Origin of the sequence: Dolichospermum sp. DET69 (assembly GCA_017355425.1) — a bacterium.
GTDB lineage: Bacteria > Cyanobacteriota > Cyanobacteriia > Cyanobacteriales > Nostocaceae > Dolichospermum.
The window spans coordinates 2,327,805-2,343,344 of record CP070233.1 but is presented as its reverse complement, the minus strand read 5'-3'; the positions used below and the strand labels follow the sequence as shown (position 1 = coordinate 2,343,344).

Sequence of the window (15,540 nt, the reverse complement as noted above, 5' to 3'; positions counted from 1 at the left end):
GGGCGGGCAGGATGCCCACCCCACAATATTTAGAGGATGTTTGAAAAGTTTTCGGCGACGGTCAGTCGCTACTACACAAGCAAAGTCCACCTGCGTGGACTAACAAAAAAATCAAGGGTTTCAAACCCACGGAGGTGGGTTTTGTCTGTGTAGCCGCGACTTCTAGTCGCCAAGGCAAGTAATAAATTAGACTTTTCAAACATCCTCTTAGACTCCTAACAGGTTAGACAATTTAAATGCGGAACAGCTTAGGCTGAAATAAATATCAAATAATATTCTGGACTCTTAGCAAGCTAGAAGCCCACTCCACAAGAGTTATATATTTATTATTGTGGGGTGGGCATCCTGCCTGCCCATTTTATATTTAATTGTGTCTACATATTTATGAAATTGATTAAATGTGGGTAACTTATTTGGATAGGGAAACAAATAAGACTCCACCCCAAGGAAAACTACGATGAAAAGTGAACTGTACACCACATTAGTTCAACACATTCTGAGTAAAAATAAAGATAATAAAGGGTTTACCCTTATTGAACTGTTAATTGTATTTATTCTCATCGGTATTCTATCTGCTATTGCTTTACCATCTTTTCTTAACCAATCCGCAAAAGCGAGACAATCAGAAGCAAAGATGTACATTGGTGCAGTTAATAGAGCGCAGCAAGCCTACAGAATGGAAAATACATTATTTACTAATAGTCTTGATACTCTACAAATAGGTATTCCAGCATCAACTAATAACTATATTTATATTCTGACAATAGATGCTAATACAGCCATTATTACAGCAACACCTAATGATACTAATGCTCTTAAAGGCTTTAATGGAGGTGTTACTGTTCTTTTAGCAGGACAAACCTTGGCAGTTGCTTGTCAAACAGCCGGGACAGAAGCTAATAATCCTGTTACTCCCCCTAGTCTAACTTCCACTAGTGCAGCTTGTACAGGAACGATGAGAAATATGGACTAGTACCGCTTTTTTATGAATTTAGAATTTAGAATAAATACAGCATAAGCTTTTCACAGATTCGGAATTATTCATTAACTTACGCCGTACTATACTAGGAATCAACTATTGATTAATCGTTCATGCTCAAATAGATAGTCAATTATTTTACTGATTATCTGCACATTAACAATCGAGTGTGAATTATGATGTGCCTGCTGCCAATTTGTTACAGGTGCGCCTTTGAGAATACCCGATAAAGCTACAGAAATCATAAATCCACCTGTAGCAGCCGCTATTAATGTAATATTATCGTTCACAATTATCTCTTTTGTTTTACAGTTATCATCAAACTATTGCCTATTTTCTCTTCTCAGCCGAGGATTGACAAATTCATTTAACCCCTCACCAAGTAGTGATAACCCTACTACCAAGGTTGTCATTGCTAAACCAGGAAATAAGGTAGTCCACCAAATGCCTGTAGGTAGTGCTTCTAGAGCTTGTTTTAAATCATATCCCCATTCTGGTACTTCTTCGGGTAATCCTAACCCTAAAAATCCTAAACCGCCTAAAACTAATATGGCATCTGCGGCGTTGAGGGTAAAGAGAACGGGGACGCTTTGAATGACGTTGAAAAATAGATATCTGGATAAAACAACCCAGGTAGAAGCCCCCATTGCTTGGGCAGCTTCGATGTATACTTCGGTTTTGACGCTGACGGTGTGGTTACGGACTACGCGATAATATTGGGGAATATAGGCTATACTAATGGCGATCGCTGCATTTAAGATTCCTCTGCCCACCACGAAAGCCAAGGTCACTGACAGTAGCAATCCTGGTAAAGTATAAATACTATCCATGAGAAATAACAGGGCTTTATCTAATTTCCCCCCCAAATAACCGCTGACCATTCCCAAAGGCACACCAATGATCATACTCAAGGATGTTGCTAAAGTCACCACTTGCAGCGCGGCTTGTACCCCAAACACACTCCGAGAAAAGACATCATAACCTAAACGACTTGTTCCAAACCAATGTTTAGCCGAAGGTGGTTCATGAATAGGGTTAGAAAGAAATTCTTTCGGGTTTTGCAACCACCCCCAACTTTGGAATACAGGTGCAAAAAAGGCTAAGAAGATGAAAAATAGGGTCATACCGATCCCAATTGCCATCAATCGCTGGGATAGTGTGGGATTTTTCGTAAATTTAAGGAAACTTGGTAATTGCTTTTTTGTAATTGTCATTGAGGTAAAAAGTATATGGCGATTAGAAATCACTACTACACAAGCAAAGTCCGCCTTCGCGGACTCAAATTTTAACCCACGCAGGCGTTTAGTATAATTTAAACACCGGCTTTAAAAATTTGATTAGCAGTTAAATGTAAATGTGGGAAAGTTGGTGATATTATCAAATCATCATCTCTAAACTGACTAACCTGATATTCCTCATCTATCAGATGATAAATAGAAATAGTAGGCTGTTTAGGATTACCAATAAATGTTCTACCACCTAAAGCAGCATAATCAACAATCCAATATTCAACAATACCCATTTGTTCGTAGTCAGCTAATTTCTTGTAGTAATCATCACGCCAATTTGTGCTGACAATCTCCACCACAATAGGGACAGAAGCAGATTCACTAATGGTAGACTGTTTTTTCCATAAAGGTTCATTCACCAGATTAGACCGATTTAACAGCAGTATATCTGGTGAGTACGCTGATTTGCTGTTTGGTGGTTTAATTAAAGCAGTTTTGGGAATAAAATAGGGAAATTTTAGCTGTTTGTATTGTGTAACTATTTCTCCAACCAAAAACCCGACAATTTCTTCATGATCTCCTCCGGGTGGTGTCATTTCTACAATTACTCCATCATGTAGTTCATAGCGGATACCTGTATTTGGATACCACTCTATAAACTCTTCAAAGGTGACTAATTTGATTTGAGGTAAGGCTTGAACCATAATTGACTCACCCTATTTTTGACATATAATGCAAATTGCATTATAACAGATCCTCAATTATTTTAATTAAGTTTTGTTACTTCATTGTGTTGGCTAAGTAAAATCATGTATGGTTTCAACTAATTCATAGTTACTATCGAAAATTTTAGGTGTAATAATAATTTTTATGAATAATTCCAACTCTGATTTATGGGATAAAATCCGTAAGCAATTTGATAGCGCACCATATCCAAATCGTCCTCTTGATGAATCTCCTAAAGATGATGCAAATGCTCTGTATATTCATAACATAGTCACGTCTTATTATCTCAGAAATCAAAAAGTTATAGACAGCAAAGAGAAAGTAATTTTAGATGCTGGCTGTGGTACTGGTTATAAATCTTTAATTTTAGCAGAAGCTAATCCTGGTGCAAAAATTGTGGGTGTTGATATATCAGAAGCATCTGTTAAACTAGCCCGTCAGCGATTAGAATATCATGGTTTTGACAATACCGAATTTCATGTTTTATCAATCTATGATATAGCTAAGTTAAATTATAAATTTGATTATATTAATTGTGATGAAGTTCTCTATCTTTTCCCAGATATAGATGTGGCATTACAAGCTATGAAATCTGTATTAAAGCCAGAGGGCATTATTAGAGCTAATCTACATAGTTCACTGCAAAGAGTCTCCCATTTTCGCGCTCAAAAACTATTCAGTTTGATGGGTTTGATGGATGATAATCCAGGAGAACTAGAGATGGAAATGGTTGTGGAAACAATGCAAGCGTTGAAGGATGATGTCAATCTTAAAGCTGCAACTTGGAATTCTATCTATGAAGGAGAAGACAGACAAGAGAATATTCTCATGAATTTCTTATTTCAAGGAGATACAGGTTACACAATTAATGATATGTTTTCGTCTTTAAGAGCGGCTGATTTAGAGTTTATCAAAATGAGAAACTGGCGACAATGGGACTTAATAAAATTATTTAAAGAACCAGATAATTTACCTGCTTTTCTAGCAATGGGGTTACTAGAAATATCTACCGAAGATAGTTTACATTTATTTGAACTACTTCACCCAGTTCATAGATTATTAGATTTTTGGTGTGGACATCCCCAAGCAGCACATTCTTTTGTACCAGTTTCCGAATGGTCTGATTCTCACTGGGAAAATGCAACTGTATATCTGCATCCACAGTTAAATACTTCTGAGTTGAAAACAGAAATTATTGGTTATCTCAGCGAAGGTAAAACTTTTCCTATCCGTAAATATCTAGCTTTAGATGAAGAAGTGATTCATGTAGATAGCTCAATGACTCTTTGCTTATTACCCTTGTTTGAAAAACCTCTATCAATGATGTCATTGGTGGAATATTGGCAACAGGTTAGACCGATTAATCCTGTCACAGCAGCACCTATAGAGAAAGTGACAGTTTTCCGTCTATTGCAAAAGCTACTCTTGATTCTACAGGATTTTGATTACATCATGCTTGATTCTAGTTCGTAGTCAGCGATTGATCGCTCAAATCAAGGATGAATTTATCAGGCTTCGCCCCGCTTCGCTAACACGCAGAGACGCTCCAGGCACAGAGAGTAAGAGCTTAAGAGTGACAAATATAGTAGCAATGTCTATTTTCAGCCTGAACAGAAGCATAATAAAATTCATTGACTTTGATCAGTCTTTATTCTCTACATAGTGAAAGTAGCTCTATATGGGCATTCTAGCCTATTTTCCACCCACATTTAGAACTAGTAAAAAAATTTTTTTCGGAGGTGATATGAAATTGATCAGAAGTGGGTAAGTTATTTACATAAGGAAACAAGCAACACAGAACCCCAAGGAAAACTCTTATGAAAACTGAACTAAAAGCTAAATTCATCCAACACCTCCTCGGTAAAAAGAAAGATAACGAAGGTTTCACCCTGATTGAATTGTTAGTTGTAATCATTATTATCGGTATTCTTTCTGCGATCGCTCTACCTTCTTTCCTCAACCAAGCGGCAAAAGCTAAACAGTCAGAAGCTAAAACCTATATTGGTTCAATTAACAGGGCGCAACAGTCCTACCGGATTGAAAATACATCCTTTGCTGCTACCTTTCCTAATCTGCAAATTGGTATTCCTACCCAAACTACTAACTATGTTTATGCAATCCCTACTGCTGATGCTGTCAGTACAAGTGTGACAGCAACATCTCAAGATGCTGGCTCTCTCAAAAGTTTTTCTGGTGGTGTAGTCGTTCTTACTAGTGGACAAACTTCTGCTATTGCTTGCCAGACAACTGTTGTTACTACTACTCCTCCTACACTTACACTCGGAACAGGTGCGAATGCAGCCTGTGCTAGTGGGGAAAACATGAAGTAAATCTCTTTATTGTTTATGTTTGAAAATGCTAGATGCAAATTCATCTAGCGTTTTTTTTGATATAATTTATTGCCATAGTTTAGGTGTTAACGGATTTTGTAAATTCTTAATACCTAAATTTATTTTGATTTTAAAGCTTATTTAAAACCAAGTTCAAGGTTTTCAATCATGACTAACCAGTTAGATAATAAAATTTCTGCAATGCCAATCTTATTAACCATTGAACAATATGAACAAAATATCATTGAAAATCCTAGGGAAGTTGCTAATTATTGGTATTTAGGATTAGTTTTATTATTAACAGGAAAAGAAGAAGAAGCGCAAATTACTTGGATGACTCCTTTTCTTGAATTTGGTGAAGAAGAGTCAGAACAATGGCTGCAAGAATTAACAGCAATTTTGTTAAATACTGCTCAACAACAAGAAGAAAATTCCAATTTTAAATTGGCTTGGGTAATTCGTCAACACATTAAAGAATTTATTGCTGATGATATTAATAATCTTTTAAAAATAATCGATCTAAATTATGAGTTAAAAATTCAGGATTTAGAAATAAATGTTAATGAATTAACTGCAACCTTATCTCAATTAACAAAACCTCTCGTTTTTGATGAAAAATTATTAGTTCAAGCTATTGAAAAAGTAGCTCTTACTCTTGCTGATCCAGTTAATATCCCTGAGTTTATAAATAAACTTTTGGAAGTATTGATTCCTAATTTATTAAGTTCTGAGAATATTGTTAAATTATTACTCGAAAAAGCTGATGCCTATCATTATTTTTTCTACCAGCAGATGTCAGTTTATTTTGCTAAAATTGCCCTCTGTTTAGCAACTGATAATTTAACTGCTATCAATTGTATGAACAAAATTATTTCTCCTCTGCAAAGACTAGGAAGAAATTATAGTAAAGATTCTATAGATTGGTCTCATAAATATTTAGAACTTGCTCAACAACCCATTGATCAAATTATGGGTAATCAATTTTTAATGGAAGCATTTTTAACTTCCTGTAATAATTGGCAAAAAACAGTTCAATCTTACCAACAATATAAATTCTTGTTAGCGAATCTTGTCAGCAGTCAGATACAAGGTGAAGGTTTAGTACAAATGTTGGCTGTGGGTGCTTTTTTACTATACATGGAAGATAATCCTGGTGAAAATAGATTAATTCGCAATAGAATAGCAGGGTTATGTCAAGAATTTATATCGCAAAAGTTTCCTGAATATATTAGCACTTATCAAAAACGTTTTCTTTCACCTCGTCCTTCTTTGAGTGAACGTCCTTTAAGAATAGGCTATTTATCAGGATGTTTTCGGACTCATTCTGTGGGTTTTTTGGCTTGGTGGTTATTAAAATATCATGATCGCCAACAATTTGATGTTCGTTTATATTCTTTAGGTGATCTTTCAGAAGATCCACAACAACAAGCTTATAAAAAGGAATTTGGTGATTCTTTTTATCAAGGAGGTTTGCCTATAGCCACAGTTGCAGATAAAATTAACGAAGATGAAATAGATATATTAGTTGATTTAGATAGTTTAACATCCTATGGGAATTGTGCTATTTTGGCCTTGAAACCTGCACCAATTCAAGTTACTTGGTTGGGGTATGATGCAACTGGTTTCCCCGGAGTTGATTATTTTATTGCTGATAACTATGTATTACCAGAATCAGCACAGGATTATTATACGGAAAAAATTTGGCGCCTCCCTGAAAATTATATTGGTATTGATGGCTTTATTGTCGGAACACCAACTATCAACAGAGAATCTTTAGATATTCCTGATGATGGGATTATTTATTTTAGTTCCCAAACAGGAGTAAAACGTAATCCCCATAATATTCGTTTGCAAATGCAAATTATTAAACAAGTTCCTCATAGTTATTTTCTCCTCAAAAGTCATCGCAGTAATCATCAAGATTTACAAGATTTTATTGCACCAATTGCAGAAGCGGAAGGTGTTGATTTCAAACAGTTAAGGTTTCTACCTTCTGCGGATACAGATATGGAACATCGTGCTAATTTAGCGATCGCTGATATTGTTTTAGATACCTATCCCTATAACGGTGCAACCACAACTCTAGAAACATTATGGATGGGTATTCCCCTAGTTACCAGGGTGGGAGAACAATTTGCAGCGCGTAATAGTTATACAATGATGATGAATGTAGGTGTAACTGAAGGTTTAGCTTGGAGTGACCAAGAGTATGTAGATTGGGGTGTGAAGTTGGGTAAAGATGAGAAATTAAGACAAGAAATTGTTTGGAAACTGAAAAAGTCAAGACAAACATCACCCCTGTGGAATGGTAAGAAATTTGCACGGAAGATGGAAAATGCTTATCAACAAATGTGGCAAAAGTATATTGATAGTGAAAAATAGATTATGCTAGAATTGAGTAACCTGATAAGCTTTTAATTTGCATAATTAGGGCGGGCAGGATACCCTAACAGGTGTAGGTTTTTAATTTGGGTATGAGTTGACACTCTCAAACAAAATTTAAACTCTGTGTTAAACCCCATCTAAGATGAAAACCATAGTATGCTCGCATTACTTCAGGTTTCAAAATAGATGAGGTTTAAAGTGCCAAATTTCGTTCTTGAATGGAAACCCACAAGGGGAAACGTTGAGTGTTCAATCAACCGAAAAACCCTACTTCAGATACATTCGTAAAAAACCTGCACCTGTCATGGATGCCCACCCTACAAAGATTTTTTCTAAGTAATATGCAGATTAAATGTGCAACAGCTTCAGACTATTAGAGGGTGTTTGAAAAGTCTAATTTATACCCACCTGGCGACTAGAAGTCGCAGCTACACAGACAAAACCCACCTTCGTGGGTTAAAGAACCTTAATTTTTCGTTAGTCCACGCAGGTGGACTTTGCTTGTGTAGTAGCGAATTATATTCGCCCAAAACTTTTCAAACATCCTCTTAGCAATATTTTTCAAATGATTTTGCAGTAGGTGTAAAAATGGAAACCACAAGTAAAAAACAAGCTTTATTGAAAGCAATCTATGAACGGCTAGAACAAGTTTATGAAGGTACTTTAGAAGACATATTAGAACTATTAAATAATTGTGAGCATGAAGATGAAAAGGACATCGCAGATGCAGTTGCTGAATTAGAAGATGCAAAAGTCAACGGTACAATATCTTGGGAGCAGTATAAACAAGAATTAAAATTATGAGCTATCAAATCGAATTAACTAGGGGTGCTGTAAAACAACTTAAAAAACTACCAATTGATATTAGAGAACGAATTGATTTAAAAATTCAAGAATTATCAGTTGAACCACGTCCTGATGGTGTGAAAAAATTAGAAAGTGAATTGTCAATTTACCGGATTAGAGTAGGTGATTATCGAGTTATCTATCAAATACAAGATGATATTGTATTAGTAACCATAGTTAAAGTAAAACATCGTAAAGACGTTTATCGTCAAAAATAGTTAACCTTCATTAATAAATATTAAAACACAGATTGTTATCTTTATCTGAATTAGAATTAGATGAAATATCTTTACATGGCAGAGAATGGGCTTTAAAAAATTATTCACCTCAAGCGGTTGCTGAGAGAGCTTTAATTATAGGCATTGATAAAATTCTTGGTATTTAGCATTAGGAAGCAGAACCTCTAAAATTATGTTATAATTAATCTTTAATCGAAGGGCGTATTTTACTACCGTTATTTTATGAAGGAGAAGTAAATGACTAATCTTTACGACAAAGATTATGCCTGTTGGGCTGAAGAAATGGCTGCAAAATTACAACAGAAACAATTTCAAGAATTAGATATTGAAAACTTAGTCGAGGAAATTAAAGATTTGTCAAAACGAGAAAGAGATAAACTCCTTAGTAGTCTTCGTTTAATCATTCATCATCTACTCAAATGGGATTATCAACCACAAAAACGTTCAAAAAGTTGGCAAATAACCATTAAAAGAGAGAGAAATAATATTGCTTTCTATTTAGAAGATAGTCCTAGTTTACAAAAATATCTTTCTGATGATTGGCTAAAAAAGATTTATCTGAATGCGAGTTTAGATGCTACTAAGGAAACTGATTTAGACTTTCCCCTGGATTGTCCTTATGGAATTACAGAAGTTTTAAATCGTGAGGTTTAATTAGATGAAAATTAAGAAATCAAACACCGAATCAACTGCTGAATACTAGATAGAAGCTGATTTATTTTGTACAACCTGTTTATAGAATGCTTCTAAACCCTCAACACAGGTTTTATCATCAAAAAGAAGGTGATGATTTTGACTCATTCTTTCTACAATGCTATTTCTCCACTCAGAATCTAATCCTAATTTAACTGCTATTCCTATATATTCTATTTCTGAATTAGCTATAGTATCGGTGATATCTAATATTTTTAAAAAAGCATAGGAATGACGACCTCGCATAAATTCACCTGGATAAGTAACTACAGGAATATTACAAACAATCGCATTTAAGGTTGTATTTCCTCCATTCCAGCCAAAGGTATCTAAGAAAATATCAGAAATTTGATTTAGTTGTAAAAATTCATAGTTACTTTGTCTTGGCAAGATAATACAATACTCTTCACTATTTAAACCTAATTTAGCAAAGGCTTTTTCCAAACGTTGCTGAAATATATTGGTTATATGTTTACCTTGTGGTGCTGATATAAATACAAATTTGGCATTACCTACTTGTTTGGCAATTTCTGGAAAAATATAATCATATTGCGGTAAATATTTAAAAGTAGATTGACAGCACAAATATAAAATGCAATCTTCAGGTATTCCCAATTCTGACCGAGTTTTCTTAATTTCCGGTAGAATGGGTTTAGTATAACATAAGCCTATATTTGGTAAACGAATTAGTGCTTCTGAATAATGTTCTTGAGCATTTTCAGATTCCATTAATTCACTAGATAAATAATAGTCAACTGTAGGTAAGCCAGAAGTTACAGGATGTCCCCAAGCAGTACATTGAATAGGTGCTAATCGTAAACTAGCAATTAGTCCATCCATAGCTTCCATTCCAATGGCAGGAAATACTAAAATATGTAATTTATCAGAGATAATCTGGTTACAAATTGCTGCTAAATCGTTAGGAATATGGACGAAACTATCACTATACAATTGAAAGTATTCTGTGACTTGATCTATGTTTACTCCAGAATGATAACAATAAATTTGAAAATTCTGGCGATCATGATTTTTAATCCATCCTAAAGACCATTTAGCGCCATTGTGATTGTGTAAATGACTCGAAATATAACCTACTCTAATTTTCTCTCCTGGACGTAGTTGAGAACATGGCAAATCTTGACACCATTGAGGATAATTAGCAGCCACAATTTTATGGAGAATTTGCCCATATTGTTTTTGTAAATCTAAATCATTTTTACATTGATAAGCTAAATAAAAATTTGTTTGCTTACTATTACTGATTGCATGGAAGGCATTTTTACATTCTGTTTCTGTATCCAAAGAAAGAGTTTGAGTTAATGAATCTAAACTTTCACAAAAATAATTTCTACAAAATTCTAGTTCTTCAGTATCTTGATATATAGCAGGTATTATTTGCAAACTTGCCATTTGAATTAGTAAATTATTTGGTGCTAATTGTAATCCTAATTTTATTTCCTCAATGGCTTCTGTTGTTTTTCCTAGCGAATGGAAACTCAATAATAAATATAAATATAAGTTTTTAGCTTCAGGAACAATATTGATTAGTTGTTTATATACTTTAATTGCTTGTTCATATTCACCTTGATGATAAAAAGAATATGCTTGGTAGTATAGAAACTCAAATTCATTATTTTTTAGTTTGTAAGCAAGACTCAGATTATTTGCAATATCATGATTCGTTTGATTTAAATTCAAGGCTTTTTTATAGGATGAAATTGCTTCATCAATCTGCTGACGCTTATCTAATAATAAATTACCTAAATTAGCATAACCACTAAAATGAAACGGGTTTGCAGCTATAGCTTTTCTGAAAACAATTTCTGCTTGGTCTACTTGCTCTTGTGATAATAAAATGTTGCCCAAATTATTATAAGCATCAACTAAGTCAGGATAAATTTCAATAGCTGTTTGATAAAACTGAATAGCTTTGTTAATATCAAGTTTCTCTAATATCAAACCGATAGTATAATGATATATTCCTTGACTATCATCTATCTCTAATGTCTTATTTAAACAATCCAGTGCTTTTAAATATTCTCCTTCTTCATAATATAATGAACCTAAATTTTGCCAAAGGGGAGCATTGTTTTTATTAAATTGTAATAATGTTAAATATATTCTTTCTACTTCTGAATATTTTTTATTTTGAAACAATAATGATGCTTGAGATTCCATAGAGATCACAAAATTTGCTATTTCTACTTTAGTGATATTAGCAATAGCTTCCTGCACTGGTAAATCAACGTTCACATCATCTTCTGATTCTGAATTGTTATGATATTCTCTCTGACTATCCCAACTTAATATTTGTATACCATTCCATAATAAATAATCTGCTTGAGCAAAATCTATCATTAATTTGGCTTGAGAATGAGTAGCAAGAAAATCTTTCACTGCTTGTTGGCAAGATGTCCATTGACAATTGGTGATAATAATTAGAGCTTGATTACTAATAATTGGTTTTAAAGCAATTAATCCTAACAAATAGGAACGATAATTTTGACTGCCATCATAAAAATATATACCGATTTTCTCCGTCAATTCTTGATTTTTCAAATCTCTCAAAAATTCTTCAGCATCTTGATAACAGAAAAATACCTGATCACTAATGTTAAATTCTTCTAAGTTATTTGTTAATTTATCAAAATTTTCCCCTTCTGAATCTAATTCTGAAAAATTATCTACTGCATAAGCAATTTTATCGGGATTATTGACTAAAGCTGAGATTAAACTTGCTCCTGTAAATGTGCCAATTTCACAGTAAATCTCATTTTCATCCAAACAAGATACAGCAAAGTTTAATAGCTGCATGACGTTGGGTGATATCATGCTATTAACTGTGGTACTAATAGATTGAAAAATGTCTGATTTGGGATGACAAGATGCTTCTCCCCAGTTATTAAATAGTTGAGGTAATTGCAAGTAAAATTGTTGATGATCCATGATAATTGACCTTAAATTTCAAATTACTAAATAAGACAATTGGTAAAAATTTTGCTTTGGGAGCATCCCACTTTTGCAATGAGCATAAATACTTAGTAGGAAAATAGGCTTTTTGAGGGGTATTCTTGTTTTGATGCTCTATGTACGCACTCTTTAAAAGCCTCTATTTCGTCCCAAGACACAACTAAGAGTGTTTTCTTGACTAAGTATAATTATTTATTGCATATCTGGGATGCTTCCATTTGCTTTGCACTGAAGTGCTGACTACGAAGGCTAAACTTAAGACATTGTATCTTTTCTATCTAAAACAATCCAAGTAAGTTAAATTTTTGATGTTTTGTAACAAATTCTTACAAAAAGTAATTTTTGCAACATTTAAAACCAACCTATATAATAGTCTATTACAGTTAGAAAGTTTGGTAGGTAAAGAAAAAACAAAATGAAAGTTGTAATTTTAGCTGGAGGATTAGGAACTCGTCTGGCAGAAGAAACAGAAGTTGTCCCCAAACCAATGGTAGAAATTGGTGGTCGTCCTATACTTTGGCATATTATGAAAATCTATGCTCATTATGGGTTTAAAGATTTTTATATTGCTTTGGGTTATAAAGGCGATTATATCAAACGCTATTTTTTAGAGTATTATCATCTAAATTCTAGTACATCACGGCGTAAATAAAGCAACCATATTCAATCGCCAAAAAGCCTACTGTATATTAGTTTTGACTTTTGACTTCCGCCCTGCGGTACTAGTATGACTATTGATTTGAAAGATGGCCATATAGATGTTCATAATAACGTAGTCGAAAATTGGATTATTCACCTCATGGACACAGGTTTAGACACTATGACGGCTGGTAGAGTCAAAAGATTACTAAAGAATGAAACATTTATGGTAATTTATGGGGATGGAGTTGCTAATTTAAGCACTAATAAATTGTTAGAATCTCATAAATGTTTAGCAACCGCATTTGAGACCATAGAAAAAATAGACCAATACCAAGTTTAATTATTTATTACTAAAGGAAACAACAATGAAAAAACATATCTTGTTATATACAGATGATCCCGGATTAGGAGGAGTAGCTCAATATAATCATAGTTTACTCCGTGGATTAGTGCAATTAGGTTATCAGATCACTTGTATTCAAAGTGAATATAATACACCCTTGATTGAAGTAAGAGAAAACCTAGGTATTAAACATATTTGGTTAGATTTTGATACCCTCAATGATGAAGAACGAAAAATAACAGATACAGCTTCATCTCAAAGAATTTTATCAGAAATTAAACCTGATTTAATCATATTTAGTGATAGCTGGGCTTTAGCCAACTTGGGAGCAAAACAAGTAGCAATACAATATAATATTCCATTTATTGCCATAGTTGGTTTAGTGGGAGTTTATCCTGGTGGTCTTCCTAATGCTTCTTTAAAATTAATGTCTGAAGTTTATCATTATGCAAAAGCTGTAATAGCAGTTTCTGAAAATAACTTAAACTTACTATATCAAGGTTATGGCTTACCTAAAAATAAAGGGGAAGTTATTTATTATGGCAGACCTAAAGAATATTTTACACTTCAAAATAAAACTACACGAAATAACTTACGTCAACAGTTAGATATTCCCAAAGATGCTATCGTCTGTTTAACATCAGCACGCTATGATAAAATTAAAGGATATGATTTTCAATTAGCAGCTATTGAACAGTTAAAACTAACTAAAATTTGGAAAAAACTTTATTTTATTTGGGTAGGTTCAGGTTCATTAGAAACTGAATTAAAAGAGAAAATTCATCAGCAAAAACTAACAGATAAAATTAAATTATTAGGTCAACGTTTTGATATTCCAGATTTATTAGATATTAGTGATATTTTTATATTGCCATCTTTATTAGAGGGAATGCCATTAGCAATAATGGAAGCTATGGCAAAAGGATTACCAGTAATCGCTTCTGCTGTCAGTGGTATTCCTGAAGAATTAGGTAATACAGGTCAATTGATAGCAGATCCTAAAGTAGAACCAGAAATTGCAATTAATCAATTAGCGGAAACAATTAAATTGTGGACAAGCAATGAAGATTTACGCCAAACTATAGGACAAAATTGCCAACAAAGAGCATCTGCATTATTCACCGAAGAAAGAATGATCAATCAAACTAAAGATGTGATTGAAAGAGCATTACTACCAGTCGGTGATTATGTGTCGCAAAAGCTACAATTTATCAAACCAGATGCAGCATTTCCTAATATGATTGTGGGGAATACTAATACTTGTGGATGGCAATATCTACGGAGAGAAATTCCCCATAATTGGTATGTAGATCAAAGGCATCCCTATATAGGATTTCTATCAAGAGATGAAGCCAGTATTTTGTATAATAATGCCTTACAATTTGCAGGTAAAAGAGCCTTAGAAATAGGTTGTTGGTTAGGATGGTCAGCCTGCCATTTAGCTTTAGCAGGAGTAGAATTAGATGTTATCGATCCAGTTCTAGAAAATCCTGATTTCTATACAAGTGTGAGTAATTCTCTGCAAGATGCAGGAGTTATTGATCATGTAAATTTAATACCTGGATATAGTCCCGAAAAAGTCCACGAAATCGTACAAGAAAATCAACGTAAATGGTCATTGATTTTTATTGATGGTAATCATGATGCACCCTATCCTTTAAATGATGCAATCACCTGTGAACCTTATGCTGAAGAAGATGCAATGATTTTATTTCATGATTTAAGTTCTCCTGATGTAGCAGAAGGTTTAAATTATTTCAGATCAAAAGGATGGAATACTCTAATTTATCAAACTATGCAAATTATGGGAGTAGCTTGGAGGGGTAATGTTCAACCAATCACTCACATACCTGATCCCAATATTAATTGGCAATTACCCTCATATTTGCATAGTTATCAAGTTAGTGGTTTATCAAATGATCACAACAAAAAAGCTTTAATTTTCTTCCCTCATAATCCTTATCCTGCAAAAACAGGAGCGCATCATCGTTGCCTATCTTTAATTAAAGCTTTACAAGCCTGGGGTTATAATATTACTTTGTGTGGTTGGAATATAATTACGGATCATCATTATCCTCAAGATACAGCAGCCTTAAAAACCATAGAATCTGCATTAAATGTAAAAGTTTTGGTTTACAAAGGAACTGCTGAAGATTAT

General features: G+C 33.8%; 13 protein-coding genes and 2 pseudogenes. 11 read left to right on the top strand and 4 right to left on the bottom strand.

The window, feature by feature from the left end; genetic code table 11:
* Positions 1-457 precede the first annotated feature (457 nt).
* Positions 458-973, top strand: coding sequence for a prepilin-type N-terminal cleavage/methylation domain-containing protein (locus EZY12_10770; GenBank protein QSX70001.1), 516 nt, complete (start codon positions 458-460; stop codon positions 971-973).
* Between the two features lie 98 nt (positions 974-1,071).
* Here the strand turns inward: EZY12_10770 and EZY12_10765 are convergent, their stop codons facing one another.
* From EZY12_10765 to EZY12_10755, 3 genes are all read right to left on the bottom strand, one after another.
* On the bottom strand, positions 1,072-1,269 hold the full coding sequence (locus EZY12_10765; GenBank protein ID QSX70000.1) for a hypothetical protein: 198 nt from the start codon (positions 1,267-1,269) through the stop codon (positions 1,072-1,074).
* A 33-nt stretch (positions 1,270-1,302) separates the two neighbouring features.
* Positions 1,303-2,193: an ABC transporter permease gene (locus tag EZY12_10760; GenBank protein ID QSX69999.1), complete on the bottom strand. Its 891-nt coding sequence runs from the start codon at positions 2,191-2,193 to the stop codon at positions 1,303-1,305.
* Positions 2,194-2,291: 98 nt separating this feature from the next.
* The gene (locus EZY12_10755) at positions 2,292-2,912 is read right to left on the bottom strand and encodes a Uma2 family endonuclease (GenBank protein ID QSX69998.1); all 621 of its coding nucleotides are present in this window, start codon (positions 2,910-2,912) and stop codon (positions 2,292-2,294) included.
* 166 nt (positions 2,913-3,078) lie between these two features.
* Here EZY12_10755 and EZY12_10750 point away from each other — a divergent pair, with 166 nt between their 5' ends.
* From EZY12_10750 to EZY12_10725, 6 genes are all read left to right on the top strand, one after another.
* Positions 3,079-4,407 carry a class I SAM-dependent methyltransferase gene (locus tag EZY12_10750; protein ID QSX69997.1) on the top strand — a complete coding sequence of 443 codons (1,329 nt, stop codon included), beginning with the start codon at positions 3,079-3,081 and terminating at the stop codon, positions 4,405-4,407.
* Positions 4,408-4,751: 344 nt separating this feature from the next.
* The gene (locus tag EZY12_10745) at positions 4,752-5,264 is read left to right on the top strand and encodes a type IV pilin-like G/H family protein (protein ID QSX69996.1); all 513 of its coding nucleotides are present in this window, start codon (positions 4,752-4,754) and stop codon (positions 5,262-5,264) included.
* A gap of 168 nt (positions 5,265-5,432) precedes the next feature.
* Positions 5,433-7,646, top strand: coding sequence for a hypothetical protein (locus EZY12_10740; protein ID QSX69995.1), 2,214 nt, complete (start codon positions 5,433-5,435; stop codon positions 7,644-7,646).
* Between the two features lie 591 nt (positions 7,647-8,237).
* Entirely contained in the window at positions 8,238-8,453 is a 216-nt protein-coding gene (locus EZY12_10735) for a hypothetical protein (GenBank protein ID QSX69994.1), read from the top strand.
* A complete protein-coding gene (locus EZY12_10730; GenBank protein QSX69993.1) occupies positions 8,450-8,713 on the top strand; it encodes a type II toxin-antitoxin system RelE/ParE family toxin in 264 nt (87 codons plus the stop codon). Before EZY12_10735 ends, EZY12_10730 begins: the two co-directional genes overlap by 4 nt.
* A 258-nt stretch (positions 8,714-8,971) precedes the next feature.
* Positions 8,972-9,388: a DUF29 domain-containing protein gene (locus EZY12_10725; GenBank protein ID QSX69992.1), complete on the top strand. Its 417-nt coding sequence runs from the start codon at positions 8,972-8,974 to the stop codon at positions 9,386-9,388.
* Between the two features lie 45 nt (positions 9,389-9,433).
* Here the strand turns inward: EZY12_10725 and EZY12_10720 are convergent, their stop codons facing one another.
* A complete protein-coding gene (locus tag EZY12_10720) occupies positions 9,434-12,373 on the bottom strand; it encodes a tetratricopeptide repeat protein (GenBank protein QSX69991.1) in 2,940 nt (979 codons plus the stop codon).
* A gap of 439 nt (positions 12,374-12,812) precedes the next feature.
* On the opposite strand from EZY12_10720, the gene EZY12_10715 reads away from it, so the two are divergent.
* From EZY12_10715 to EZY12_10700, 4 genes and pseudogenes are all read left to right on the top strand, one after another.
* Complete coding sequence (locus EZY12_10715; GenBank protein ID QSX69990.1) at positions 12,813-13,049, top strand: NTP transferase domain-containing protein; 237 nt, start codon at positions 12,813-12,815, stop codon at positions 13,047-13,049.
* Positions 13,050-13,124: 75 nt separating this feature from the next.
* Complete coding sequence (locus tag EZY12_10710; GenBank protein ID QSX69989.1) at positions 13,125-13,379, top strand: hypothetical protein; 255 nt, start codon at positions 13,125-13,127, stop codon at positions 13,377-13,379.
* 430 nt (positions 13,380-13,809) lie between these two features.
* A pseudogene (locus EZY12_10705) lies at positions 13,810-14,484 on the top strand (glycosyltransferase family 4 protein).
* A 30-nt stretch (positions 14,485-14,514) separates the two neighbouring features.
* A pseudogene (locus tag EZY12_10700) lies at positions 14,515-15,297 on the top strand (class I SAM-dependent methyltransferase).
* Positions 15,298-15,540 lie beyond the last annotated feature (243 nt).

Coding starts and splice junctions, on each gene's coding strand:
- EZY12_10770 (QSX70001.1), top strand. CDS start 458: ATGAAAAGTGAACTGTACACCACATTAGTTCAACACATTCTGAGTAAA.
- EZY12_10760 (QSX69999.1), bottom strand. CDS start 2,193: ATGACAATTACAAAAAAGCAATTACCAAGTTTCCTTAAATTTACGAAA.
- EZY12_10755 (QSX69998.1), bottom strand. CDS start 2,912: ATGGTTCAAGCCTTACCTCAAATCAAATTAGTCACCTTTGAAGAGTTT.
- EZY12_10750 (QSX69997.1), top strand. CDS start 3,079: ATGAATAATTCCAACTCTGATTTATGGGATAAAATCCGTAAGCAATTT.
- EZY12_10745 (QSX69996.1), top strand. CDS start 4,752: ATGAAAACTGAACTAAAAGCTAAATTCATCCAACACCTCCTCGGTAAA.
- EZY12_10740 (QSX69995.1), top strand. CDS start 5,433: ATGACTAACCAGTTAGATAATAAAATTTCTGCAATGCCAATCTTATTA.
- EZY12_10735 (QSX69994.1), top strand. CDS start 8,238: ATGGAAACCACAAGTAAAAAACAAGCTTTATTGAAAGCAATCTATGAA.
- EZY12_10730 (QSX69993.1), top strand. CDS start 8,450: ATGAGCTATCAAATCGAATTAACTAGGGGTGCTGTAAAACAACTTAAA.
- EZY12_10725 (QSX69992.1), top strand. CDS start 8,972: ATGACTAATCTTTACGACAAAGATTATGCCTGTTGGGCTGAAGAAATG.
- EZY12_10720 (QSX69991.1), bottom strand. CDS start 12,373: ATGGATCATCAACAATTTTACTTGCAATTACCTCAACTATTTAATAAC.
- EZY12_10715 (QSX69990.1), top strand. CDS start 12,813: ATGAAAGTTGTAATTTTAGCTGGAGGATTAGGAACTCGTCTGGCAGAA.
- EZY12_10710 (QSX69989.1), top strand. CDS start 13,125: ATGACTATTGATTTGAAAGATGGCCATATAGATGTTCATAATAACGTA.